This window comes from Candidatus Babeliales bacterium, from assembly GCA_041660205.1.
Lineage (GTDB): Bacteria > Babelota > Babeliae > Babelales > Chromulinivoraceae > JACPFN01.
Genome location: JBAZWT010000003.1, coordinates 1 through 24,435, shown reverse-complemented (window position 1 = coordinate 24,435; position 24,435 = coordinate 1). Strand labels below are relative to the sequence as shown.

At 36.2% G+C, this 24,435-nt stretch carries 23 protein-coding genes and 1 tRNA gene; 13 read left to right on the top strand and 11 right to left on the bottom strand.

Translation table 11 applies throughout. From position 1 onward, the window contains the following. Positions 1 to 16: 16 nt before the first annotated feature. The 5 genes from murF to WC747_01375 all read left to right on the top strand — a co-directional run bounded on the left by murF (position 17) and on the right by WC747_01375 (position 3,658). The gene (murF, locus tag WC747_01395) at positions 17 to 1,471 is read left to right on the top strand and encodes a UDP-N-acetylmuramoyl-tripeptide--D-alanyl-D-alanine ligase (GenBank protein ID MFA5998657.1); all 1,455 of its coding nucleotides are present in this window, start codon (positions 17 to 19) and stop codon (positions 1,469 to 1,471) included. 12 nt (positions 1,472 to 1,483) lie between these two features. After that, positions 1,484 to 2,425, top strand: coding sequence for a 16S rRNA (cytosine(1402)-N(4))-methyltransferase RsmH (rsmH, locus tag WC747_01390; protein ID MFA5998656.1), 942 nt, complete (start codon positions 1,484 to 1,486; stop codon positions 2,423 to 2,425). A gap of 130 nt (positions 2,426 to 2,555) precedes the next feature. Beyond that, positions 2,556 to 2,816 (top strand): septation regulator SpoVG, encoded by a 261-nt coding sequence (gene spoVG, locus WC747_01385; protein ID MFA5998655.1) that lies wholly within the window; start codon positions 2,556 to 2,558, stop codon positions 2,814 to 2,816. A gap of 10 nt (positions 2,817 to 2,826) precedes the next feature. Continuing rightward, positions 2,827 to 2,901 (top strand) — tRNA-Gln (locus WC747_01380). Between the two features lie 145 nt (positions 2,902 to 3,046). Next, positions 3,047 to 3,658, top strand: coding sequence for a Maf family protein (locus tag WC747_01375; GenBank protein MFA5998654.1), 612 nt, complete (start codon positions 3,047 to 3,049; stop codon positions 3,656 to 3,658). A gap of 7 nt (positions 3,659 to 3,665) precedes the next feature. Here the strand turns inward: WC747_01375 and WC747_01370 are convergent, their stop codons facing one another. The 4 genes from WC747_01370 to WC747_01355 all read right to left on the bottom strand — a co-directional run bounded on the left by WC747_01370 (position 3,666) and on the right by WC747_01355 (position 7,330). Then, positions 3,666 to 4,508 (bottom strand): hypothetical protein, encoded by an 843-nt coding sequence (locus tag WC747_01370; protein MFA5998653.1) that lies wholly within the window; start codon positions 4,506 to 4,508, stop codon positions 3,666 to 3,668. A gap of 124 nt (positions 4,509 to 4,632) precedes the next feature. Continuing rightward, positions 4,633 to 6,105, bottom strand: coding sequence for an ankyrin repeat domain-containing protein (locus tag WC747_01365; protein MFA5998652.1), 1,473 nt, complete (start codon positions 6,103 to 6,105; stop codon positions 4,633 to 4,635). A gap of 196 nt (positions 6,106 to 6,301) precedes the next feature. Further along, positions 6,302 to 6,775 (bottom strand): hypothetical protein, encoded by a 474-nt coding sequence (locus WC747_01360; protein MFA5998651.1) that lies wholly within the window; start codon positions 6,773 to 6,775, stop codon positions 6,302 to 6,304. Positions 6,776 to 6,853: 78 nt separating this feature from the next. Beyond that, on the bottom strand, positions 6,854 to 7,330 hold the full coding sequence (locus WC747_01355) for a MerR family transcriptional regulator (GenBank protein MFA5998650.1): 477 nt from the start codon (positions 7,328 to 7,330) through the stop codon (positions 6,854 to 6,856). A 161-nt stretch (positions 7,331 to 7,491) separates the two neighbouring features. Here WC747_01355 and WC747_01350 point away from each other — a divergent pair, with 161 nt between their 5' ends. After that, positions 7,492 to 8,154 carry a hypothetical protein gene (locus tag WC747_01350; protein ID MFA5998649.1) on the top strand — a complete coding sequence of 221 codons (663 nt, stop codon included), beginning with the start codon at positions 7,492 to 7,494 and terminating at the stop codon, positions 8,152 to 8,154. A 6-nt stretch (positions 8,155 to 8,160) separates the two neighbouring features. Here the strand turns inward: WC747_01350 and WC747_01345 are convergent, their stop codons facing one another. The 3 genes from WC747_01345 to WC747_01335 form a co-directional block, all read right to left on the bottom strand. After that, positions 8,161 to 8,682: a mechanosensitive ion channel domain-containing protein gene (locus WC747_01345; GenBank protein MFA5998648.1), complete on the bottom strand. Its 522-nt coding sequence runs from the start codon at positions 8,680 to 8,682 to the stop codon at positions 8,161 to 8,163. Positions 8,683 to 8,705: 23 nt separating this feature from the next. Further along, positions 8,706 to 9,809 carry a redox-regulated ATPase YchF gene (gene ychF / locus WC747_01340; protein ID MFA5998647.1) on the bottom strand — a complete coding sequence of 368 codons (1,104 nt, stop codon included), beginning with the start codon at positions 9,807 to 9,809 and terminating at the stop codon, positions 8,706 to 8,708. 133 nt (positions 9,810 to 9,942) lie between these two features. After that, on the bottom strand, positions 9,943 to 11,007 hold the full coding sequence (locus tag WC747_01335) for a hypothetical protein (GenBank protein ID MFA5998646.1): 1,065 nt from the start codon (positions 11,005 to 11,007) through the stop codon (positions 9,943 to 9,945). 242 nt (positions 11,008 to 11,249) lie between these two features. On the opposite strand from WC747_01335, the gene amrB reads away from it, so the two are divergent. The 7 genes from amrB to WC747_01300 all read left to right on the top strand — a co-directional run bounded on the left by amrB (position 11,250) and on the right by WC747_01300 (position 19,719). Further along, on the top strand, positions 11,250 to 12,800 hold the full coding sequence (amrB, locus tag WC747_01330; GenBank protein ID MFA5998645.1) for an AmmeMemoRadiSam system protein B: 1,551 nt from the start codon (positions 11,250 to 11,252) through the stop codon (positions 12,798 to 12,800). 29 nt (positions 12,801 to 12,829) lie between these two features. After that, entirely contained in the window at positions 12,830 to 13,387 is a 558-nt protein-coding gene (locus tag WC747_01325; protein ID MFA5998644.1) for a hypothetical protein, read from the top strand. Positions 13,388 to 13,492: 105 nt separating this feature from the next. After that, positions 13,493 to 13,999: a hypothetical protein gene (locus WC747_01320; GenBank protein MFA5998643.1), complete on the top strand. Its 507-nt coding sequence runs from the start codon at positions 13,493 to 13,495 to the stop codon at positions 13,997 to 13,999. A 51-nt stretch (positions 14,000 to 14,050) separates the two neighbouring features. Continuing rightward, a complete protein-coding gene (locus WC747_01315; GenBank protein MFA5998642.1) occupies positions 14,051 to 15,211 on the top strand; it encodes a hypothetical protein in 1,161 nt (386 codons plus the stop codon). A gap of 35 nt (positions 15,212 to 15,246) precedes the next feature. Next, positions 15,247 to 16,746 (top strand): hypothetical protein, encoded by a 1,500-nt coding sequence (locus tag WC747_01310; protein MFA5998641.1) that lies wholly within the window; start codon positions 15,247 to 15,249, stop codon positions 16,744 to 16,746. An 8-nt stretch (positions 16,747 to 16,754) separates the two neighbouring features. Next, the gene (locus WC747_01305; GenBank protein ID MFA5998640.1) at positions 16,755 to 16,967 is read left to right on the top strand and encodes a hypothetical protein; all 213 of its coding nucleotides are present in this window, start codon (positions 16,755 to 16,757) and stop codon (positions 16,965 to 16,967) included. Between the two features lie 22 nt (positions 16,968 to 16,989). Next, positions 16,990 to 19,719: a hypothetical protein gene (locus WC747_01300; GenBank protein MFA5998639.1), complete on the top strand. Its 2,730-nt coding sequence runs from the start codon at positions 16,990 to 16,992 to the stop codon at positions 19,717 to 19,719. A gap of 180 nt (positions 19,720 to 19,899) precedes the next feature. On the opposite strand, the gene dnaK is transcribed toward WC747_01300, so the two are convergent. The 4 genes from dnaK to WC747_01280 all read right to left on the bottom strand — a co-directional run. Beyond that, the gene (dnaK, locus tag WC747_01295) at positions 19,900 to 21,783 is read right to left on the bottom strand and encodes a molecular chaperone DnaK (GenBank protein MFA5998638.1); all 1,884 of its coding nucleotides are present in this window, start codon (positions 21,781 to 21,783) and stop codon (positions 19,900 to 19,902) included. Positions 21,784 to 22,386: 603 nt separating this feature from the next. Then, on the bottom strand, positions 22,387 to 23,061 hold the full coding sequence (locus tag WC747_01290) for a hypothetical protein (GenBank protein ID MFA5998637.1): 675 nt from the start codon (positions 23,059 to 23,061) through the stop codon (positions 22,387 to 22,389). A 147-nt stretch (positions 23,062 to 23,208) separates the two neighbouring features. Beyond that, entirely contained in the window at positions 23,209 to 23,727 is a 519-nt protein-coding gene (locus WC747_01285) for a hypothetical protein (GenBank protein MFA5998636.1), read from the bottom strand. Between the two features lie 96 nt (positions 23,728 to 23,823). Beyond that, positions 23,824 to 24,435 (bottom strand): hypothetical protein (locus WC747_01280; GenBank protein MFA5998635.1); only part of this gene is annotated, 612 nt, incomplete at its 5' end.

The following is a 24,435-nucleotide window of genomic DNA, read 5'->3' as shown; positions in this document are numbered from 1 at the left end:
CAAGGCGGATACATTAATGCTCGACAAAGTAACGCACGACCAATTATTGCAGGATCAATTAATGCACAATCAATTACAGCGCATGGATGCTGATTTTTTTTCTAAAGTTTTACCAAATGCGCAGTTGCAGGGTGGTCCGTTTTCACCTGATAGCTCATTTGTAGTTGATTCTCGCAACGTTATCAAAGGCGATATCTTTGTAGCATTGCCTGGAGAGCGTGTTGATGGGCATGATTTTATTTCCCAAGCGTTGCATGCTGGTGCCTCAGGTTTTATTTTATCGCTGAGTAAAAAAGCTGAACTACTGCAAACATATAAAAAAGAATTTGAAAATAAGACGATCCTTTTTGTGTCAGATACGTACCAAGCACTCATAGATTTAGCGTCTGCATGGCGCTCGCAATTTACCTATCCAGTCGTTGCCATTACCGGATCAGTAGGAAAAACTACAACGAAAGAAATGGTTCGTAATATTTTAAAATTAACTGATCGAAAATACATCGTGTCGTCTGGTAATCAAAATACGCTCATTGGTGTTTCGATGAATATTTTAAAAATGCGCTACGATCATCAGGCAGCAGTTTTTGAATTAGGAATTGCCAATCGCGGCAGCATGAAAAAATTAGTTGAGCTTTTACGTCCAACGTATAGTTTAATCACTGCTATCGGCCATGGTCACATGGAAGGGCTTGGCGATTTAGACAGTGTTGCCCGTGAAAAACGTGAAATATTTTCTTGTTTTACTGATCGTGACATTGGGGTGATAAATGGTGATCAGGCAGAAATTGCTAATGTTTCTTACATTCATCCAGTTATCCGTTTTGGTAAAAAAACATCAAATCAAATTCAAGCTCGCAAGATAGTGTGTGAAAACAATACAATCAGCTTTAATGTAAAAATTTATAATCAAAAATATCCTGTTGTTCTGCCAACATGCAATCAAGCTCGTGTGATGAATGCACTTGCAGCTATGTCTATCGGCTATTTGCTTAACATTCCAAACGAAACTTTGATTAAAGGTGTTGAGCAGCCAGTTGTGGTAGCTGGTCGGTTTCAACTGTTGCCACATCATAGCGGGTGTATGATTATTCATGATGGCTACAACTCAAACCCAGACAGCGCAAAAGCTTCGCTGATTGCTTTTGAAAATTATCAAGCCGATAAGCTAAAAAAGATAGTTGTTTTAGGTGATATGCTTGAGCTTGGAATTGAAAGTCCATTTTGGCATCGTCAGCTTGGACGGCTTTTGCATCATATAACGGACCTGTCTCATGTTGTTTTAATCGGCAAACAGATTGAATGGACGAAAAAAACGTTGCCAATTGGTATGAAATCATCAGTGTTTGCAACGGCGGATGAAGCTTTTGAGCTCTTAAAAAGTATGCTTTTGCAAAAAGATAAGGTATTCTTATTTAAAGCATCAAACTCGGTTAAGCTTTCCGATCTTATTAAAAAATTACAAGAGGTCTAAACAAAAAAATTCATGGATAATCCGCAAGATAATATGCCAGACCAAAAACCAGAACAGGTTTCAGGTCACATACCAGTTTTAATGGAAGAAGTTCTGTTGTATCTAGACCCTAAGCCAGGAGAAGTCTACGTTGACGCTACTCTTGGTGGAGGAGGACATACTCGAGCAATTTTAACCAAAGAGCCAACATGTAAAGTGATTGGACTTGATTGGGATAAGACGGTTATAGAAACAACCGGGCAGGAGCTTGCGCAAGAATTTCCAGGCCGATTCTTTCCAGTTTGGGGAAATTTTTCTAAGGTTCATAAGCTGGTTGCATCTGCAGGATTTTCAAAAGTTCATGGAATTTTAGCTGATTTTGGAACCTCTCAAATTCAAATTAAAACTAAACCAGGTTTTTCTATCTACAATGATACGTTTTTAGACATGCGGTTTTCTTCTAGCTTGTTTAAAGTTACGGCATATCAAGTCGTAAATTATACTGACGAAAAAGCATTAGCAGATATCTTTTTTGACTTTGCTCAAGAAACAAATTCGAGAAAAATTGCACGATATATCGTTGAAAGACGTAAGCAAAAACATTTTAAAACAACGGGCGAGTTGGCACAATTCATCAAAGATTTAACACCTGGCAATTATCATAAAATTCATCCAGCGACTAAGGTTTTTCAAGCCTTACGTATTTTTATCAATAAAGAGTTGGAAAGTATTCAGTCCTTTTTGCAAAATTCGACCCTCGTTTTAGCAGATGGGGCAAGACTTGTTTGCATTAGCTTTCATTCCCTTGAAGATCGCATGGTTAAGCAATTTTTTAAGGACCATGGAAGCAAGAGTGCTGTAACTCGTTATTTTGATTTAGCTACAAAAGGTGCTTGCATGGCAACCGAGGAAGAAATTGCAAGAAACAGATCTTCTCGTTCAGCCAGACTACGAGCCGGAATCCTTAGAATTTGATTTGACAAAAGTTGTTTAGAAAGCTACATTAAAGGGGTAGTAATAGAGCTCTTTAAAAAGGCAACGGAGGATTAAAAAAGGATATGACTCATAAAAGGGTTTACGACATTTTAATATAAGGACTTGGTAGATGAAAATTACAGAAGTAAAAGTCTATCCCGTAGTAGAAAGCGGTAGATTGAAAGCATATGCGACCATGGTATTTGATGACTGTTTCATCGTTAGAGATTTAAAAGTAATCGAAGGCGACAACGGTCTGTTTGTTTCAATGCCATCTCGTAGAAGAAAAGATGGGTTTCGTGATATAGTCCATCCTCTGAATGCGGACACTAGAAAATTGGTAGAAGATACAATCGTTGAAGAATTTAAAAAAACGGTTGTCGAAGCATAAAAAATTCTGTTGGAGCGTCGCCAAGTGGTAAGGCACCTGTTTTTGGTGCAGGCACGCGGAGGTTCGAATCCTCCCGCTCCAACCAAATTTTGGCAGTCGTTTTTAAATGTAGTAATTAAAAAACGATTATCCAAAAAACCATGAAAAGCACAGTCAATGAAAATTTGACTGTGCTTTTCATTTTTTTGTAAACTTATTTTTTAAAAATTAATTTTAATGAAAGTTTTTTTATGGAATATATTTTATATCTAGCTTCAGGGTCATCATCGCGCAGGGGCATGCTCATGGCTGCCGGAATACCTTTTCAAGTAACAGAGCACACAGCTGATGAATTATCATGTAGTTTAGATCAACCTCTAGAAAGTTTAGTTACGCAGATTACTCTTTTAAAAATGAACCATGTATCTATTCCTGATGGTGTTGAAGGACAAGTCGCATTTACTTTGACCGCAGATACTATGACGCTTGATTCTTACAATCGATTACATGGCAAGCCAGTTGACAGACAAGATGCAAAAAACATGTTGGTCTCGTGTCGTAATGGTGCGCTCATTGGAACAGCGTTTTGTTTGCAGAAAAAAATATTTCAAAATGGTACTTGGCATGTGCAACAACAAATAATTGGTTACGATCAAGCATGGTGCGTTATTGATGTGCCAGATGTTTTCATAGATTTTTACCTTGATAGAATTCCATTTACTCAAGTGAGCGGCGGAATTACCATTGAAGGGTTTGGCGAGCAATTTGTTAAAGAAGTAAACGGTTGTTATTCAGCCATTTTGGGTATGCCGATGTATAAGCTTCGTGAAGCATTGTACGAATTAAAATTTTACGCATTTTAAAAAAACATTATTTATTATCATTTGAGTGAAAAGGTGGCATACGATCTATAAGGGTTCCCATTTGGTCGTCGAGTTTGACGGCTTTGACGAGATTGTCACTTGCAATAGCTTTGTTAAGCTTGGTTAAATCTTGATGAGCGTGAGCTTTACAGTACGTTGTAGCACTTTGCACGAATGGTTCGAAATCTTTTTTAGTCCCATATCCATCACGACCTCGTCTAGTTTGTAGTGAGAGTTGATACATTTGTAGGCATGTAGGGCATTTCATAGTTTTTGCTGTAAATAAATCTGCATCAAGTTCTTGGAGTTGGTTTTTGGTTAGCCTATATTCTTTCTTATGCTCCAAAATATCGCACGGGAATTGAAAGTTGGCATTGCTGTATTGCATAACGTGTCGAAATTCATGTAGCAATGTACCCATTTGTTGCGATAAGGATGATAGATGGAAATATGTAAACGTGGCAATGGCTTTGATCTCGTAGTAGTAAACAGCTTTAGCTGAAATAGTGTCGTGGCAATAAAAAAGTGGCGTAACTCGATAAAGATTTAGATTTTTTTGTAATTTAAGACTAGCCGTGATGAGCTTTTTATCTGGGTGAGCAGTCGAATTTAAATTGGTAGCCATGAAGTCTGATAGCTTTAGCTGCTTTTTTTTATGAATTTTGCGCAACTCGCTCAGTGAATAATTCGTGGTTGATTTTGCGCGATATTGCAAAAAAAGTGATGAAATAATTGGCGAAGTCAGAGGTGACGTTTGCTTGTTTGATGTCATGCTTGTAGCAGTTGCAAACGTAGCAATCATGGCAAAACATATGAAATTTTTAGGTTTTGTAAGCCAAATTTTAATCATACACGAGCCTCCTTGTTTCAAAAGAGCTTATGAAAATGATTATTAAAAATACGAGAGTTGGTCAGTAATTCTTGTTTTTCATGAGTACAGACAAGGCAGAGTCTTGTTGATTACTATGTAACTCTTAAGAATGATGGCATAAAAAAGCACAGACCAAGGGTTTGTTTCCGCAGGAACATTGATGCCTTTGGTTTTTTGTCGGAGAAACAATAGAATTATTAAATTCTGACTGCGCAACTTCAAGCTCTTTGTTTGCTTTATCTACAATTGTATTTCGTACAACATATTCTTGAGATTGTAATTGAGCTGTTTTTAACATAGAAAAATAAAAATTAATCTCTTTTCTTTGAGTATCCTTTACGTTGTTGCGCTCAGAAAGTTCTACTGCTGACAGTCTTTTTGATTCTTCAATGAGATGATCTGCTTTTTGTTTTAACAAAGATAGTAAGCGACTTTCATTTTGTTGCCGTGATGATCTTAGTTGCGAAATAAACTCATCGTGTTGGGTTAAGAATTTTTGGCGTTGAGATTCTTCTGCTTCTATGAAATCTTTTCTATCATGAGCCAATATTGTTTTGTGCTGTTGTAAAAATTCATTTCTTTTTAAATTAAATTCATCTTGAATAAATTTAAAACTTTCTGTTTCTATTTTTGCTAAGTTACTGTGTATTTCTGTAAAATCTTCTTCTAATTCTTTGAGCGTCTTAAGTTTTTCACGTAATTCTTTTGGTTTTTTTGGATTTGATATGGTAACAATTGTTTTTTCTAATAAATTATGTAAAAAGGATTCTCGTTTTGAAGTTTTAGATTGCATACATGAAACAATATCAAAAATAGTTTCATTTTGTTTATTTCTAATTTCCAGATTTATTTTTTTATGTTCAATTAACATAGTAAGTAGCTGAATTATTTGTTTTTCACTAAAGAGATTTACTTCATAGAAGCATTGATAGCCTTGAGGAAGCATTAAAAGAATAGAATCGCCATTCGTATCTTGTAAATTGATGTCAGTGTTTGGATTTTCTAGTAAAATCTTTATTGATTGTATTTTTTTATCAAAAAAACTTCTTGCTTCTTCAGGATTGTAACATTTTTCGGATGCTAAAAATGACCAATAAAGAGCGCTTTCGCCTTTTTTGTTTTGTTTATTAGGATCTGCGTTATGCTCTAGCAAATATTTTGCAATATTAATATGGCGCCATGCTATTGCCATATGAAAAGGCGTATTTCCATTAAACGTTTCAGGAATGTTGGGGTTGGCCTGCATTGCAATTAAACGTTGTACTATCGGAAGATAGTTTTTTAATACAGCAGAATGAAGAGGTGTCATGCCATGATTATCTTGTATGTTTGGATTAGCTCCTTGGGCAAGTAACCAGATAGCAAAATCTAATTTATTTGCGTTTGCAGCTTCATGAAGAGCTGTATCTCCATCAACAGTTAACGAACTGTCAATATCAACAGTTTTTAAAAGATTTTTAGCCTTTTTAATTTCGTTTGATGTTATAGCAGAATGTATCTCTTTTAGTATGTCACTTTGACTAGCTGAAATAGTTGTAAACATGAATGCTGTGATGAGTATGTAGTTGATTTTCATTTTTTTAATATTAAATTTTAGAGATGCTGAATAGAATCGATTATCTTACTTAGATTGCCCTTTTTTGACAAAAAGGCAATAAAGATAGGCCTTTTGGGTTCTTTTTACAATGGTATGTTTTTTATATTAAAGTGTGTGTTAATAAAAAAGAGCCTGCGATTAAAAATAAATCGCAGGCTCTTTTTTATTTTAGATTTTAATTTGAAATAGTGTTGTTAGATTTTTCTTTTTTAGGATTCCACTGACGCAAAAGTTCCTTTAAAAAAAGTTCTTTTGCACGTGTCTGATTTTTCGGTTTAATTTTATCAGCTGTTGCAAGTACTGTTGACTTAATAGTCTCATAGTCGAAACGTTTTGGATCAATGTGATCAAGCGTTTTGATTATGTTATGATCCATAATTTTTTTGCTGCCTTCAGTGTTTGCAAGAGCTGCCGTGTGATGTTCTAAGAAATTAAAAAAGTGTACAACGCTGTTTTGTAATTCATCAGAATGTTGTATTTTTGCATACATATCAGGTTCTTTCATTTTGCCTTCAAAGCCTTTAATGAAAGCCTGTGTCACAAGCTTTGACATTTCTTCTTCTTCATATTTCAAGAGCCAATGAAGAACGTGAAGCAGTTCGTATGAAATGACAAATTGATCGTCTTCAAAAAATGTATCATGTTTCATGAGAGCTTCCTTTCTAAATTAGTTAGACATACGTGTAAGCATAGAAGTATATTTTTATTGGTAGTACTGTATAGCAATTTATTCTTCGTAGTCTATATCCCAATCTTTAAATGAAGGGTTGCCAGGCTTTGGTGCTGATTTTTGTTTGTTTAAATCTTGGCTAAATTCTGGAGCCACATCTTTTTTAGCATGCAATTGTTGAGAATAATTTTTAATTAAAATTTTACGATTATTTGTTTCAGCTGTAAGTTCATGTTGTGTTGTTGCAAACATTTTATTCATATCGGTTTGCATCTTTTTCATCTTTTTTTGTAGCTGTAGAATCATTTCGACACCGGCTAAATTGATGCCGAGTTGATGTGTAAGATGAATAATTTCTTCTAATTTTTCAATATCTTCTTCTGAAAACATTCTCGTATTTCCATCAGACCGTTTTGGTTGGATCAGACCTTCTTTTTCATAGAGCCTGACGGTTTGTTGATGTACTGAAAACATTTTAGAAACTGCTGATATTGAAAAAAATGCTTTTCCGCGTTTTATTCTTGTTTCTGACATATTTTTATTCCGCTTACCAAGGTAACTAGTCCATTACTGTTTTATTATAACACACTTTCAGGGTTAATCTATGGTTGAAGTCTTACCATTTTTAGTAGTTTTTGCTAGAGTAATTCGTGCTTAAAGTAATTTTTTTCAAAATTTGATCTGAAAGGAATTTTGTGAACACACATTTTTTAAAAGTGTCTTTATTTTTTTCACTGCTATCAGTAATCATTCCTGTTCAAGCGGTTCGCTACGTGTCCCATAAACTTGTCTCAACCGATGTTGAACTCATAGACGGTAAAGAATTTTCTCACACGGTAGCGTCAGATAAAGGGGTGGTTATTCATGAATTTTGCATTGATCGAGTTCCTGTGCAGCAAGACGATTTTTATAAATCTTTAGACGCGGCCTACGTGTTAGATTTGCGTAAAGAACGGCAGTCGCGAATTAAAGCTCAGCAGTCTCGTATCGCATTTGTTGATGACTGCAATCGTGCAATAATTGAAAAATCGGTTAAAAATACTGTTTTTGCAGCGCAGCAAATGTTTGATAAATTGAACCATGAAAGTCTTAAACCATATTTAAAATTTTCCGAAAAAACTATTCAGTCGCCGTATCAGTTGGCGGAAATGAAAAAATGTTTAGATGAAGCTGACGGTGACTTTAAAGATATGGTTAAAGAGCATGATATTGAGGGCCTTGCGCAGTTGCTTAAAAAAACAGAGCAATGGCCAGACCGTCTTGAAGCTTGTTTTAAAAGCTCTGTGCAGTCTGCCATCGCGGAGTGTGATGATACGACTATGCTGAAAGAATTGTTGACCTTGGTGTCAGCTAGTTGAAGATTCTTATTTGTTAAGTATAATTCCGACAGTCGTTGTATATAAAACAATGTTAGGAACCAAGACCGTTTGACCTTCGTCTTGCAGCGTTGTGTAACGCAAATTAATGTCGATTACCTTACCTTGAAATCCTGCTACTTTTATGTAGTCATTTATTTTGACATGTTTATAACCCAGAATCAAAACGCCCGCAATCAAATTTGCTACGATATCTTTCATGCCATAGCTTAAAACGATACCGGTAATACCAAACGCTGTCATAAAAACGGCGTATACTTCAAAGCCGATATTTTGAAGGGCGATAGTGACACCTAGAATAGTGAAAATATATCGAACTATTTTATTTAAAATGTAGCATGAATGAGAATCAACTTCGTTTTTTCTACAAAGATCCTGAACTAAAGGACTGACTTTTCTGATAAGCATGCGAGTTGCAATAAAAACTGCCAAAACGATGCAGAGCTTTGAGATAAGGGGAATGATAAAAGGTGGAAGTTTATCCACCATTTTTTGTATCATAACGATCATAATTATTAATCTTTCTTTTTTTCTTAAACGTTAAATTTCACCACGATAACGTCACCATTTTGGACAGTGTACTCTTTTCCTTCTGTGCGAACTTTACCAACTTCTTTAAGCTTTGAAAGAGGTGTGTTTACAATGTCTTGATAGTTAAAGACTTCTGCACAGATAAATCCGCGTTGCAAGTCGGAGTGAATTTCTCCAGCCGCAGCACGAATGTTGGTGCCTTTTAAAATAGGCCATGAATGAATTTCTTGTGGCCCACAGGTGAAAAATGTAATCAGTCCGAGATTTTCAAAACTTTTTTCAATGACGGTGTCAAGCGTTGGGGTTTTCATGCCAAGCATATCCATCATTTCTTTTCGCTCATCGCCTTCAAGTGCTGAAAGTTCTGATTCGATTTTGATGCATACCGGAACAACGCGATCTTTTCCGAACGTAGCGAATAATTTTTGTACGTGATCATTTTTTTCAGGAAATTCTACATCGTTTTCAGAAACGTTTGCAACGATCATAAAGTTTTTAGCACTCAGCAGTGGCACTGTTTCAATTTTTGAATTTAGTACCAAAGATCGTATTTTTGGCGCATCGAGCTGATCGATTGCGGCTGTAATTTGTTTTAAAAGTTCTTGCTCTTCAATAAGATCTTTTTTTTCTTGAGGAGGAGTGCCTTGATGTTTGAGCAAAGATGGAATTTTTTCAAGTCGTTTTTCTATGCTTTCTAAATCTTTAAGCATGAGTTCATTTAAAATTGTTTCATAATCGTCAACCGGATTGATGGGACCTTGGTCGCGAATGATTCGTAGATCTTCAAAGCAACGCAGCACGTGTAAAATTAAATTTACTTCACGGATATTGCTTAAAAATTGGTTACCAAGTCCTTGTCCTTCTGCAGCACCTTTTACAAGTCCTGCGATGTCGACAAATGAGATACTTGCGGGAATTTGTTTTTTTGAGTTGAACACTTCTTGCAATTTATCCATGCGTTTATCAGGCACGTGAGTGATTGCAACGTGAGGATCAATGGTACAGAAAGGATAATTTTCTGCAGGGACTGATGAGTTTGTGAGCGCATTAAATAACGTTGATTTTCCAACATTGGGCAAACCGACAAGACCAACTTTTATATTCATAATTTTAATTTTTTTAAGCGAAATTGAGTGAAACGATATTTTTATTCTCGTTTAGTTTACTACATTTATGATTAAATCACCAGCCCATGGTTTGGTGGTATTTACTAATTTAAAAGAGATAGGTATTAATCCCCTACAGCATTGAAATAGCTGAAGTCTGCAGTAAATACTTAAGGCTAATCGGGCTTACCAAATTAAATGCAGGAGTTGCTGTTTGCGCTGTGCTGCTTATGCCTGTGCTAAAAAAACTTGATGTAAGGGTAGTAGTTCCATATGAAATAGTAATCGATGATGGCAGGTGTGTAAATGCTATAGAAGCGCTTGGTAGAACTTGTTTTTGTAGCTTAAGGCCATCAAGAGTCTTAAGAGTTGCAACTATGAAGTAGGAACCAGAACTATTACTTGTTGATGGTGGAAAAATATTTACCGTTAATGATAAACCTTTTTTAAGATCAGCTGAATTAAATGATGATACTGGAAATGTGATTGATGGTTGGCTGTTAATTTGCACAGTGATTGGTTGCGTTCCACCACCTATTGTTGCTGAGGCAGAAGCTATTGTTATTGTATCATTGCTCGTTTCAAATACTCCTGAAAGACTCGTTACTGCTGTTACAGTTCCAGAATTTTGTGTAATTAAAAACTTTTGAGATTGAGGGCAGATAGCATTAAAAAGTTGCTGCGGCGCATTTTTTGGTAAGAATGTTGAGGTAACCGGGGTGCTCTCTGAAGAAGAAACTACAACAGAGCCTGGAAAGGTGTTAAAAGCGAGAGTTGGTAGAATTTGTTTTTGTAGAGTAATTCCATCTAAAGATTTGAGTGTATAGACGACGTAGTAAGTAGAGTCTGAGGTACTGCCTACTCCATTTGATGGTGGAAAAATGTGAACAGTGAGCAGTGCATTGTTGTAGCTAAAACTAGTATTTGCAAACGTGTACGACGTTGAGTTTAAAGGATTTCCATTTATATCTTGCAGCACAACGGTTATTGCTGGCATAGCAGTTGCTGTTGTTTCATCGCTTTGTGCGCATGGGGGACAGGATACTGCTGCAGGGCTTTGTTGGCCTGTTTGGCCTGAGGTTCTTGTGGTTTTGCCTCGCCACATATGTGCTGCTTGACCTGTTTGAGATCCTTCATTGATTCCATAATTGAACAGAATAAAGTACATAACGCTTACAATAACTAATATTTTTTTCATATTTTTATCCTTTTTTTAAATGATCTTAAGCAATGTATCAATTTTTTATCTGGTGGGTAAAGAGTTTTAATATTTTTATTACGCTTGTTCTTGCAAAAGAGCTTAAATTTATGTTTTGATAGGAGACCCGGCTTCGTCAGGCTTCCGGCCGTCGCCGCTGGCTATGGCGGACGCAGTCGCTTTCAGCTACGCCTAGACTACGCCGAGGCACCTGAAATGATATTTTTTGAGGACATAAGTTGATGAATTATTTGTTGAAAAAAAAGCTTCACACTCTCTTGGCAGCTTTCATTCTTGCGACATTTTTTTCAGGCATACTTTTTGCAGAAACGTATAAAAATCATTTAAGTGACGCATGGTACCCTGTCAAAGGAAAATTGCTGAGTGTAAAGATTCAAGGTCTACAAACGATTGCTCAAAAAAAATATCCAATGACATTAAAGCCTTCATCTATTCGGGCAATTATTTGTCCTCATGCTGGTTACGATTATTCGGGAGCTGTGGCAAGCAGTGCATATCAATTGTTAAAGCCTGGAATTTTTAAGCGCGTTGTGATCCTTGCTCCGTCTCATCAAAATGATTTTTCAGGAGTTAGCCTGCCTGGCGCTGAGTATGATTTTTATAAAAATCCCTTGGGCTTCGTGCCTCTTGATGTGGATATGATTAAAAAATTAAAAAAGAGTTCACCTTTGTTTGCCCATCGTCAGCAGGCGCATGAACTGGAACATTCTATCGAAGTTCAAATTCCATTTACTGCAACATACTGCGGTGACTGTAAAATCGTGCCACTTTTGATTGGTTCTGTTTCGGATGATGATATAAAAAGCATTGCTGATATTTTGCAGCCATTTTTAGATGAAAAAACGTTGCTGGTCATAAGCTCAGACTTTACTCACTATGGAAAACAATTTAGGTATGAACCGTTTAAAAAAGATATAACTCAAAATATTTTTAAGCTCGATAGTTCATTAGTAGAAAAAATTCAAGATTTTGATCTTTCTGGGTTTTCACAGTTACTGCAAAAAACGCAGGCAACTGTGTGTGGAGCGTCTGCCATTAAAATTTTACTCAATCTTTTACAGCAAAAAGCTTTTGGAGACATTTCGTCATACGTGGTTGGTTACGACACGTCCGCATCAGGTCAAAAAAATCCTGCCCATAGCGTGAGTTACGTATCGATAGTTTTTACCACGCAGCTGCCATCAGATTTACCATTGCAAGAGCAGTTAACGGGTTATGAAAAAAATCTTTTATTGAAGCTGGCCCGTCAACAACTTTTAAATGCTGTTAGCTCATCCCCCAACTCTTCCTTAGAAATCCCAGGCATGCTGACCAAGTCTTTAAAAAAAGCACAGGGTGCGTTTGTAACATTGTATAAACAAGAGTCTATTTTAGACCATAAAAAATTGCGTGGTTGCATTGGATCTATCACTTCATCACAACCACTGTACGACGTGGTTGCAAGCATGACTGAGTCAGCAGTATTGCGTGACACGCGATTTTCTCCCGTGAAGCTAAGTGAAATTCCACATATTTCGATTGCAGTTTCTGTTTTAACGCAGCCTTACCAAGTCAGCTCGTATCATGATATTGTGCTGGGTACTGATGGCATTATTTTAAAATATGAAAACGCACAGGCTGTTTATTTGCCAAATGTTGCAACAGAGCAGGGTTGGAATTTGGAGCAAACTTTATCATCACTGAGTGAAAAAGCAGAGTTAGATAAAAATGTATGGAAAGATACAAAAACGACATTTGAGGTTTTTCAGGCGATCGGTTTTTCAGAAAAATAAGTGATGCAATCTAAAAAAAAGGATTAGATATGAAGCGTATGTTGTTGATGATGAGTTTGCTTTTGAGTAGTGAGCAAACGGTTTTTTCGGATTGGAAGCTTGGCAAAATTTATAATGATTCAGATCTTAAGTTCGATTCAGCTAGAAGGCATAAAAGCAAGCAAAAGAAAAATCCTATTTATGTAGTTACAAAAGCTTTAAATGATGCGTTGCCACATCAAAGGATTGTTGCTATAAATTATCATATTTCTCAAAAATTGGGGACTATATCGATTTTGGCTATAGGTGGCACACAAAAATATGACATTTTCTTTGAAGGTCATTCGACTTATGCTTTAGAGTCGAAAAGAGCAAAAACTCAGGCAATTACAACAATGTCTTATAATTCTGGATGTAAGGTAACCGATGGTTCTTATTGTGCACGTGTTTGGATGAATCTTTTCTCTGATAGAATCGATGCAACTCCTATCGCAAAAGCTTTCTATCCACATGATACTGAGCCAAACGAGCCAATGATTACGCTTGATTTAACCATTCAAGGTACAAAAGGTTCATACTCCTTGAGTTTATCAGAGCCGAAAGAGTAAAATAGCTCGTCAGGGTTTGATTTATTGCTTTTAGATAAATCAGTTTGATACATTCTGATAACGTTGGAGACCAAATATTTTATATTCTTGCGTAGGGGCATGTGTATGAAGCTTATCAAATTCATGATTATTTTTGTTTTTGGAGTTGTAGCTCATCATTTGCAGGCAGGGGCTTATTTATGGGAGTATCGAAGCGGCGCAGATAGGTCATGTTGTTTGTACATGTCTGGAGCTGATATTTGCAATCCTAATGTTGCTTGCACGCGACATTTGTATACCGATCTTTCCGGAATTTTAGATTACGTTACACGGCTACTTTCTACAGAAAAGGGTAGCACCTTTTCATACAATAAATTATTGCTGCAAGCACAATCTTACATTAATCATGTTTTATATTCTTCAGCAACTTCATTGTCCTATCACTTTGATCCGTATGAGCAGCGCCCTGTGAAGTTTTTACATGAGATTCAAGAATCAAATAAACAAGATAAATCTGGCAAATCTTCAACATCATCGTCAACTTCTCCTACCGCAGCAGAAAAATCAAAAGCAGATGCTGAAAAGGTGATGAAGTATTTGGTTAGTTTGGGTTTAGTGCGTCCTTTAAAATAAGATAAAAATAAGAAAAATAGATGTTGGCACATAATTCTGAAAGAGAAAAAAATGAATAAACAAACAAGCAGTATCCTTTTACTTTGCGGTATTTTGGCGACCGTGTCTTTGCAGGCATATGAGGGTGGTGAACGGTCAGGCGGGCTTGTAAAGAGAGATTTTTCCCAAAGAGGGTCACCTACAGAAAAAGAACAAAATACAGCACGTGTAAATCGTGAGCAAGAAGCTGCTAGAGTAAAACAAGAAGCTGATTTAAAACAAAGAAAAGAAGAAGAAGCTGCTCGACAAGACGCTCTAGAAAAAGAAAAACAATTAAAAGCTCGACAAGCTCTAGAGCAAATAACAGATAAAACACTTTTCCCTGAGGGGCATGATGCGCCTGTGCAAACAAATGAACCAGCTCCAACTCCAACTGCGGACCAACTTTATTCTACCGGTGTTAAGGCTGTTGAACCTGTAGAAGATAAAGTTTCTGTAAAAAGTATAAGTGATCGTTTAGTAGATGAAAGTAATGATTTTTTTAAAGCAAAGGGTGATAAAAAAGAATCTTTTGCAAAAACATTATTAGGCTTACCAGATGACGTAAATTTAACAGAAACACAAATTATGAAATCTTCTTTTGCAAAAATGAACGAGTTTAGAAAATATGAAAAAGAAGATTTAGTTATTGAGCAATTTGAAAAAAGAATTGTGGAAGCTCGAAAAATTTTAATTGATCGTTTAAAGTCAAAAAAATCTTATGAAATCACGAAAGATTCTTTTGAAGTATTAAAAGCTAAGCCTGATGACGTTGGCAAATCTGGTGAGAAAAAAGGCGTGATTTCTCAGTTTAAGAAATTAATTAACGATTTGATAGATAAAGTGGTTTCACTTTTTCGTAAAAATGACAACCAAAAAGAGTCAAAGAAAGCACTTTCAAATGTACTTTCACCAGTATTTGATAGCAGTAAAAATGAAGCAGCATTAAGAACAAAAATAGTAGAAGAAAAATTTCAAGTAGTGGCAAAATCTGAACCTGAAATTGCAATAAAAATACAACAGGAAGTAGGAAATATTACTGATGAACGATTAAAAAAGGCTAAAACTCCTGCAGAAAGAAAAAACATTCAAACAGTTGGTAATCGTTTGAAGAGTTCTTTAGAGCCAAAAAAACAAGAACAAGATCAAGCGTCAGAACCAGAATCAGATCAATATTTCGACCCTAGTTGGTAACTATTAAAACTTAATCTTTAAAAGAGAGATGAAAAATGAAGAAGCAAGTATTAAAAGTTTTATTTTTGTGCAGTTTCTTGGCCTCAGCGTCTTTGCAAGCGCCTTTTGATTTTAGTGGTGATGATGGCGTTGATTATAGTTCTAAAGTAGAAATACCAGAAGAAATTGCAGCGAAAAAACAGCGCGAGCAAGAAGCCGTAACGCAAAAAAATAGAGAGCAGTATGAAACGATTGCACGAGAAGCTGCTGCAAAGGCTAGAGAGGCTGCAGTACAAACTGCAATAAAAAAAGGTGCTCCAGCGTTTGATTTCAGTGATGAAGGTGATGATGATGAAGGCGTACAACCGAATGAGCCGACAACGCAACGTGGTCACATGGAAAAAACAATCAATGATGCATGGTTTGAATTTGATCAAGCAAAGGGCGAAGCAAAACTATTTAAAGCAAAAAATGTACTTGGTTTGTCAGGTGATCCATCTGAAGCAACTATTAATGCTGCATACGAAGCAAAATTAAAAGCTTTTAAAACGTTAGAAAATAATCCATCTGTGATTGACATCATAGATACAAGGCTTAAATCTGCTCGAAAATTTTTACTCTCAGAAAAAACTTTGAGTTCTTTTGACGTTGTGTCCGCTAGTGATTTTGAGCCAGTTGCTAAGCCTCAAGCTCCAAAGTCAAAATTAAATACGGCTATAAAATTAGACTTAGCGTTTACTGAAAAATTAACAGATGAAGATATAAACAATATCAATACGCGATATGCAAAATTAAAACCCGAGCGACAAGAAATATTTGTAAAAAATATCGATCGGTTTGCTAAAGATTCTGAAAAAAGTCGTCCTGACATGTCAGACATTATTAGTTCTGCATATGCTGATGCTGAAAAATCATATTCTAAATCAACATGGAATCGGCTTGTTCGTTCATTTAAAAAATTGACCAGTTCTGAAGACGCGTATTTTGATACGGTGCTTAAGCAAGCTAAGGGTGGTGATTTAGACAGTAGAAGATTGTTAACAAGCAAAGAAGAATGGTTTAAAAAAGAAGCTCAGAAAGATTTAAATACATTAACATTGCCACAAAAAGAAGCGTTTTTAAAAGAAGTACAAGCAAAAGTAAATAAGATTGCACAAAAAATAAATCTTAGCTATACGCCAACTAATGAAGAAATAGATGAAAGTTTATCTAATCCAGCGAAGTTACGTCTAAAAGCAAAACAGCAAACAGAAGAAGCTAGAATTTTTGAAAAAAGTTGTGATGCATTAATTCAGTCTTTTGAGCCAATGCTGAACAAGGGTCAGAAAATTGTATCTATATGGGACCGTGAAAATCACAATCTGATTGTAGATGTCGCTGATTTTAACGGTGCGCAGTTTAATTTGAACGATCCTATGTTAAAACAGGTAGAAGCTCTCGTGAGTGGTCAAGGATTAGAAATGCCTCAGCACAGAGAAACAATTCCTCAATTTAAAGCTAAATTGGCGCTTGAAATGATAGATTTTTATCTTAGCCCAGATAATATGAAAATATAGAAAATAATATGCAAGCTGCAATCGATTCTGTGCAAGGTAGTAGAGATAATCCAAGTCAAGAAACGTTACAAGCTATAATCAAGAAATTTCAAGAGCAGTGTAAAACTTTAATTGAAACATTGAGCTCTGGGCATCAGGAAGAGTTTAAAAAAAACGTATCAGATAAAGTTACAAAAAGATTTAATGAATATTTGAAAAGAGATTCATTAGCTGCTGTATGAAAATATTAAGGGGTAGATATACGTGAAAAAAATAATATTGAGTTTGATGGCAGCGCTTAGTTGTTTTTCAGTTGAAGCAATTAACATTAAGTTGCTAAAGGGGACGCATGATATTGTTCCTGCGGATTACAGCCCGGTGATGGGGGTATCGTTTTTAGAGTGGGGTACAGCAGAGCAGTGGTACAAGCTGAGTGCTCGAAGTCAAGCAGCGCAACTGAAAGAAGGTTTAGAAAAAAATTCTAAGGTTGTATCTGATAATCCTGAACTTGCAAAGTTTGCGCAAGAAATGGAATCAGTAAAAAATAGTGCTACAGAAAATTTGATTATGTCGATGTTTCACATAGCAGGGGGGACGTTTAACGTGACTAATGCGGATGGAAATCCCGTAAAATATCTAGAGCCAAAGCACGTTGGAAAAATTTTACAAGTTGTACAAAAATGGTCGCAAGCCTCTGCGGATCAAGAAAAATTAGCAGCTTTACAACAAGAAAGTTCAGCGAAAAAATCTGATTATGAAGCAAGAATAAAAACCTTACAAAAGGAAACATCACTGTTAAATGCTAAAATTTTAGCAGCAAAAAAAGCATCGAATAATACAGAAGTTGAAAGATTACAAAAAGAGTTAAAGCTTAAGGCTGAAGAACTTGTGAAAAATCAATTTTTATCAAAAAAAATAGACTTGGCATTAAAAGATTTTGCCAAAAATTCTTTGCAACAAGAATTATATGATTTGTGTATGAGTTTTGCATTTAAAAATGAGCAAAGTCAGCAACCATTTACAGAAAAAAATTGGAACTTATTTATAAACTCGTTGGTTGGTTCAATTCAAGAAAGCATAGCTGAACCACAATTGTATGCAAAAAATACTCCAGAAGGTATTTTACTTGGTTTTATGCTGAAAAAATCAGATACGCGCGATGATTTGCAGAATTATTTTAGAGGCTTTAAGGGAGATGATATTTTTGTTTTACCAACAGATCAGGAGTATGGTTTTACTGAAATAAATCAGATTCTTGCAGCAAAAACAGACGCTTCAAATTTTGATCAGTTAGCAGATTTATTATGTGCCTATACGTATCAAGAATTATATACAGCTAGGCTTCCTAAGATGACATCATATACAAGTGTTAATTATAAAGGGATACGGTTTTCAGATTGTATGGATACTACAATGCGTATGCTTACAAATATAGTAACCTATCGCGCAGATCAACATAAATTTGGAATTGTCCCTCATGGTTTACATTTAAATCCTGTAGTTGAAAATTTTTATACATCAGAAAATGGACTTTGTGCAGATTCTGCAGAGGTTGGTAATAGCAAGGTACATCAGGCTTGGACGGACGTTATAGAAAATGTGCCTGGTTGTGTGTATGCACAAATAGGCACAAAAGTACAAGATGCAAAGCATGTTCCATCAGGATTTGATGGATTTATTCCAGTAGCTCAACCTTTTACAATCACACTTTCAGGAAAAGTTGAAATAGAGGGTGTGCAATATGAGCCTTACTTTTTGCAAATTGGTACAAAAACATATACTTTAGCGCAGAAAAAAAATGTTTATAATTCGTATTTTTATAAAATCCATTATTTACTTGTGCCAAAAAGTTCAGACCTTTTTTGTTGTGAAATGAGAGCCAATGTATTAAATATAGTTATCGGATTGAATCATGTATTTGACTTAGGTCTTTATTCAAATTTGGAACAGATTTTTGAACCTGATTTTGTATCAAAGAATTTTGGAAAAATTTGTGAAAAACTTGATTGGAAACCACAAGTTAATGCAACAGAACTTAATAATCTAAAATCTATGAAAATTCTTGTTGAGACAAAAAGTGGTGAGTTCTTTATCCATTTGGATCATAATCGTCATGCATATGTTTCAACGAAAAATCCTGTCAAATTAGATGTACAGCTTGAAGTATCGTCGTTAACAAAGGAGGCAACGGTTGCGGCAATAGTTGGATCGGGACTTAAAAACATAGAACAGTTGCTACCAAAGCTGCAAATAGCTCCTTTGTATAAAAATGTATCTGTTCTAGAGGCTGATAAGCGTTTTAATGTTCTTGGTCAGATGATAATTGGTAAAAATAGTTTCAATGAAGTAGAAAAAAAATACATTCAATCTTTGATTTTGAGTTTTTATTTTGTTGAAAATTCAGTATATCTAGAAAACATAGTTAGTTTTTTAGGGTCTAAGCTTAACGAAGCGGGTTTAGGTGATTTTATTCTAGGAGCTTTATGGTTGCATGATGCTGAATATAAGCAAAATAGTACGTTTAAACTGTTATCATCAATGATGGTTTCAAAAATAGTATCAGTTGAACAGGGTTTGTCTTTGGTTGCAAAAGGGGTGAATGATTCATATGAATCTGTTCGGCTTAATGCTATGTCAGCAATTAATGATTTTATAGATAAAAAATTAATAACAGTAGATCAAGTATCCCAGTTGTTACCATTGCTTGAAAAAGGGGTGAATGATTTATATGTGCATGTTCGGATTAATGCTATGTCAGCAATTGAAAGTTTAATAAATAAAGATTTGATAACATCAGATCAAGTATCACAGTTATTGCCATTGCTTGAAAAAGGGACGAGAGACTCAAATTATTATATTCAAGATCAAGCTAAGTCAGCACTTGAAAGATTAGTTAATCGACGAGTGATAACTCAGTCAGAGAGTGATCGCCTGGTTAATAAATCATTATATGAACGCATGAAAAATTTAATCTCTAAATATTTTATAAAGTAGAGTCTTAAAGGGATCAGGCTTTAGAAGAGCAAGGGCAGATGGCGCAAAGGCAAGATTTGTCTTCTTTGTATGAAGAACAACCAAGACTTGAGTTTGCAGGAGTTCGTTAAATTATTTTTGATTTTATAAGAAAAGAGGCACATTCGATTCGGATGTGCCTCTTTTGCTTTGAGAAATTAATTATGAAATGTCAGCGTCAATTGGACCGTTGTTGTCAGAATCATTTTCATCTTCTGGTTTTGGGGCGCCTGGTTGTTGATCTTTGTTTTTATACAAAATTTCAGCAACTTTTTGAGCTTTTGTCATTAAGGTTTCATACGCGCTTTTTAAGCCTTCAGCGTCGCCTTCTTTATCTTTAAGATCTTTTTTTGCCGTCTCTACAGCTTCTTGAAGAGCTGTTACTTCGTCAGCAGGAAGTTTATCTTTATTTTCAGAGAGCGTTGTTTCTGTGCTTAAAATCATGCCGTCAAGTTTGTTACGAGCTTCGACAGTTTCTTTGACTTTTTTGTCTTCAGCTTCGTTATCTTTAGCATCTTGGATCATTTTTTCAATTTCTTGAGCTGATAGTCCGCTGCTGTTTGTAATTTTGATACTTTGTTCTTTGCCAGTGCCTTTGTCTTTTGCAGTTACGCTTAACATTCCATTGGCATCGATATCAAAAATCACTTCGATTTGCGGAGTTCCACGAGGAGCCGCAGGGATTCCGTCGAGTTTGAATTGACCTAAAGATTTATTATCTTTAGCTAATTCTCGTTCACCTTGCACCACATGAATATCAACTGATGGCTGATTATTTTCAGCTGTTGAAAACACTTGAGATTTCTTGGTAGGAATCGTTGTGTTTCTTTCAATCAATTTCGTTGCAATTCCACCCATAGTTTCAATACCAAGTGAAAGGGGAGTAACGTCGAGAAGTAAAACGTCGCTGACCGCACCGCTTAAAATTCCACCTTGGATAGCAGCACCGAGTGCAACTACTTCATCAGGATTTACTGATTTGTTTGGAGTTTTGCCGAAGAAATCTTTTACGAGTTCTTGGATTTTTGGCATACGAGTTGATCCACCGACCAAAATAACTTCGTTAATTTGGCTTGTTGATAATTTTGCATCTGACAATGCGAGTTTACACGGTTCCATTAATTTTTTGAAAATATCAGCACACAAAGATTCGAGCTTTGCACGTGATAATTTTACTGATAAATGTTTTGGACCTGACTCGTCAGCTGTGATGTATGGCAAGTTGATATCTGTTTCGTGAAGTGAAGAAAGTTCTTTTTTCGCTTTTTCAGATTCTTCTTTGAGTCTTTGCAAAGCCATTTTGTTTTTGCGAAGATCGATACCTGTATCGGTTTGGAACTGCTCGATTAAGAAATTGATGATTTTTTCATCGATATCGTCACCACCCAGTTTGTTATTTCCGCTGGTTGATTTTACTTCGATGACACCATCTTGTACTTCCAGGATTGAAATATCAAAGGTTCCGCCGCCGAAATCGAATACCGCAATAGTTTCATCCCGTTTTTTTTCACAACCGTAAGCAAGCGCTGCTGCTGTTGGTTCGTTGATGATACGCATGACGTCGAGACCAGCAATTTTTCCTGCGTCTTTAGTTGCTTGACGTTGTGCGTCGTTAAAATACGCTGGCACTGTGATCACAGCTTGTGTGACTGGTTGGCCAAGGTATTCTTCTGCTGTTTGTTTTAAATTGCTTAAGATTGCTGCAGAAATTTCTTGAGGTGAATATTTCTTGCCTTCGATTTCAAACGCCACGTCGCCATTGTCAGCTTTGACAATTTTGTACGGGTAGTTTGCAATTTCATTTTTAATTTCTTCGAATGTGTGTCCGATAAAGCGCTTTGCAGAGTAAAGCGTGTTTTCTGGATTCGTGACCGCTTGACGTTTCGCCATAGTACCAACCATGCGTTTGCCGTCTTTTGCTACCGCGAATATTGAAGGTGTTGTGTTTTGACCTTCTTTATTTGGGACTATTTTTGGAGTTTGTCCTTCCATGAATGCTACCGCTGAGTTGGTAGTTCCAAGGTCGATTCCTATAATTTTAGCCATATTGTTTTTCCTTACTTAGGTGACTTCTTTTTTTGCTATGTAACTATATCTTTTCGAATGTTAGCATAATGCAACAGGCACCATCTTGTCAAGAAATCTTAGTCCGTTTCGCTAAGATTTTGTTAGCCACAAATTTCAAACAATTACTCCGTCCTGCACCTTCAGCTTGATACTTACGCCTGTCTACGCCTGTCTACGCCCGTCTACGCCCGTCTACGCTTTCAGCTACGACGAGGCTACGACGAGGCTACGTCAGGCTCCGCCAAGGCTCGGGGGTGGACCTTCGATGAGCTGAAGTCTTGGACTACGTAATTCCCGGCTTCGCCTGTCTACGCCCGTCTACGCTTTCAGCTACGACGAGGCTGCGCCAAGGCTATGCCGAGGCACGTGTGTTGAATTTCACCCGGCTTCGTTCTTCGAACTTCGCCGAGGCAGGGGAAAAGATTAAATGATTTTAATTTTAATGATTTTAAAAAGGATTTTAAAAAGGAACCCAGGCTTCCAGCCGTCGCCAAGGGCTATGGCGGACACGGTCGCGCAAGGCTACGCCGGGCAAAAAGCAGGAGGCTTTCGCCCCCTGTATTTTATGAGTTTAACAGTTAATTACTTAGAACTTGGTCTTCTGTAAACTTCTTTTGGTCCAAGTTTTCCATATTTATCATATTTTTGAATGTAGGAATAGCCAGTTGAAGGATCTGTGGTTATTACTGGAGACCATGTTCTAGGGTCATTACCAGCTAATGGTTTGTATTTTTTAAAGCCAGTGTTAGGAGCTTTTACGTATCCATCTTCTTTAGAGGTTGCAACATTTTTTTCATCACGAGCTTTAGCTATAGATTCAAGATCATTTCTAAACTGTTTTTCTAATTTTTCAACTTTCTCTGAAATGCGATTAGCATCTTGCTGCAAGCTTTTTGTAGCATTTTCAGTATGTTTTTGGGCTTTTTCTAGAGAAATTCTATGAGCTGTAATTAATTTTTTTGATGGCCCAACTGCAGCTTTTTCTTCAGCCTTTGCTGCTGGTATTGCAGCCAAAAGTTTTTTATTATTTTGTGCGAGATGCTGATGAGCCGCTGCTGCTGATTTAAATTTTGCAGAAGAGTCTGTTTCTTCTACAGCTGTTCCTGTAAATCGGCCATAGTCCCATATTGAACCAGGACCTCCCACTATGTGAAAACCTTTTCCGTCTTTATTATCAGCTACTTCCGTTGGCGTTATAGACATTGGCATTACTATTGATGCGATCGCTAAAAGCAGTAGTTTATTTTGTATCTTCATTTGTACTCTCCTTAAAAGGATGGTTAAATAATTATTATAAGGGTACTGAAAAAAACCTTTTAAAATCAATAGTTTTTGTGATTTTTTACAAAAGAACAGGAGACTTTCGTCTCCTGCTTTTATGAATTTAATTTTAGATTGAATTGATTAAAGACCTGCTTGGCCACCAACTAATTTTTTACCTTCGACGTTATATGAAGGAACGTTATCGTCTTCCATCATCATAGCATCATCTTTTTTAGCCTTTTTTTCAATTATGTTGTTCATGTCATCTTGAGCTTGTTTTTGACGATTATTCATTAATTGATCGTGTTTATCATTTAATGATTCAAGTCGTTTTTCGTTATTCTGTAGATTTGTAATATAATGTTCAAGATTTGTTACAGCTTGTTCAATAGATGCTCTATGTTTTCTGAATGCTGATACAGAACGACCTTGTAATTTTCTGAACTCTGTTGTTTTCTCATAATCTTTTAATTGTTGTGCGGTGGCTTCAAGTCTTTGTAGTTTTGCTTGGCTAGATGCTATTTCTCCAGAAATTCTAGTTTCTAGTGACGCTTGGTTTTCAGCATTTATTTCCATCTTACTCATGTATCTTGCGGATACCACTGTTGGCATTACGACAGCTGCAAATGCTAAAAGTAATAGTTTATTTTGAATCTTCATACGTACTCTCCTTTATAAGGACGGTTAATAATTATTATAAGGGTACTGAAAAAAGCTTATTAGAATCAATAGTTTTGGCTTTTTTCTTTTGAAAGATTATAAAAGATAATGCCAGGAAAGGCAGACACTTGAAGCCGCAAAGCTGATCAGGAGAGTTTTGAGGTGTATTTTTAAATCAGGGAAAAGGAACCATTTTTTATAAGCTACAAAGGAAATAATGCCTACGGTAATAAAACGAATTATGATAATTGGCATAAGAATTAAAGAACTTGGAAGGGTGGTCGTGTGGTAAATCGCTACGGCAAGGCACAGCATACTGACAGAATTGATCATAGCAAGGTACTTGGACGCATGCTGGGTAATGTATAACTTTTCATAGGTTATAACGACGTATTCAACAAAAGCAGCAAAGATGAACAATAGTACGTTAGTTGTAATAATGGGCTGGAAGCATGAGCTTTTTAAAATGCAAGGTGCTATGGCTGCAGTAATGGTTGCGGCAAGGGCGTATAGAAATTGAATATAGGCGTTGGTAATTTTTAGGAAGGTTGTCTTAATAGCCAGTTGGTCAAGCATGGTGCTACGAGGCAGCTTTGAGAGCAGGGCGCCACTAGGTACTCCAACGGAACGGTTAAGAAGCATGTAGAGCAAAATAACGATGTCGGTAAAGAGCTTGATGTACCCGGCACGGACCATGCCTAAGTGATA